Source organism: Bacillus sp. BC05(2025) (assembly GCF_056725905.1).
Genome location: NZ_JBWYRA010000044.1, coordinates 1 through 361 on the forward strand (window position 1 = coordinate 1; position 361 = coordinate 361).

The window sequence follows — 361 nt, forward strand, 5'->3', positions numbered from 1 at the left end:
TTTCCCAAAAAACATGGGGCCTTAGCTCAGCTGGGAGAGCGCCTGCCTTGCACGCAGGAGGTCAGCGGTTCGATCCCGCTAGGCTCCACTTTATTTATTATATGTCTCGGAGGTATACCCAAGTTCGGCTGAAGGGATCGGTCTTGAAAACCGACAGGCGGTGAGAATCGCGCGGGGGTTCGAATCCCTCTACCTCCTCCATTTTCTTTTTAAATGGTTTAGACATAAATAATATAATATTTCTTTTTCCTTCATGGAGGTATACCCAAGTTCGGCTGAAGGGATCGGTCTTGAAAACCGACAGGCGGCGAGAGTCGCGCGGGGGTTCGAATCCCTCTACCTCCTCCATTTTTTATAAAGT

Annotated in this window: 3 tRNA genes; all 3 read left to right on the forward strand. The window is 49.0% G+C overall.

Going from position 1 to position 361, the window contains the following annotated elements:
- Positions 1-15: 15 nt before the first annotated feature.
- The 3 genes from ACZ76X_RS29095 to ACZ76X_RS29105 all read left to right on the forward strand — a co-directional run bounded on the left by ACZ76X_RS29095 (position 16) and on the right by ACZ76X_RS29105 (position 348).
- Positions 16-88 (forward strand) — tRNA-Ala (locus ACZ76X_RS29095).
- 20 nt (positions 89-108) lie between these two features.
- Positions 109-201: transfer RNA gene (locus ACZ76X_RS29100), tRNA-Ser, on the forward strand.
- A 54-nt stretch (positions 202-255) separates the two neighbouring features.
- A tRNA-Ser gene (locus ACZ76X_RS29105) sits at positions 256-348 on the forward strand.
- Positions 349-361 lie beyond the last annotated feature (13 nt).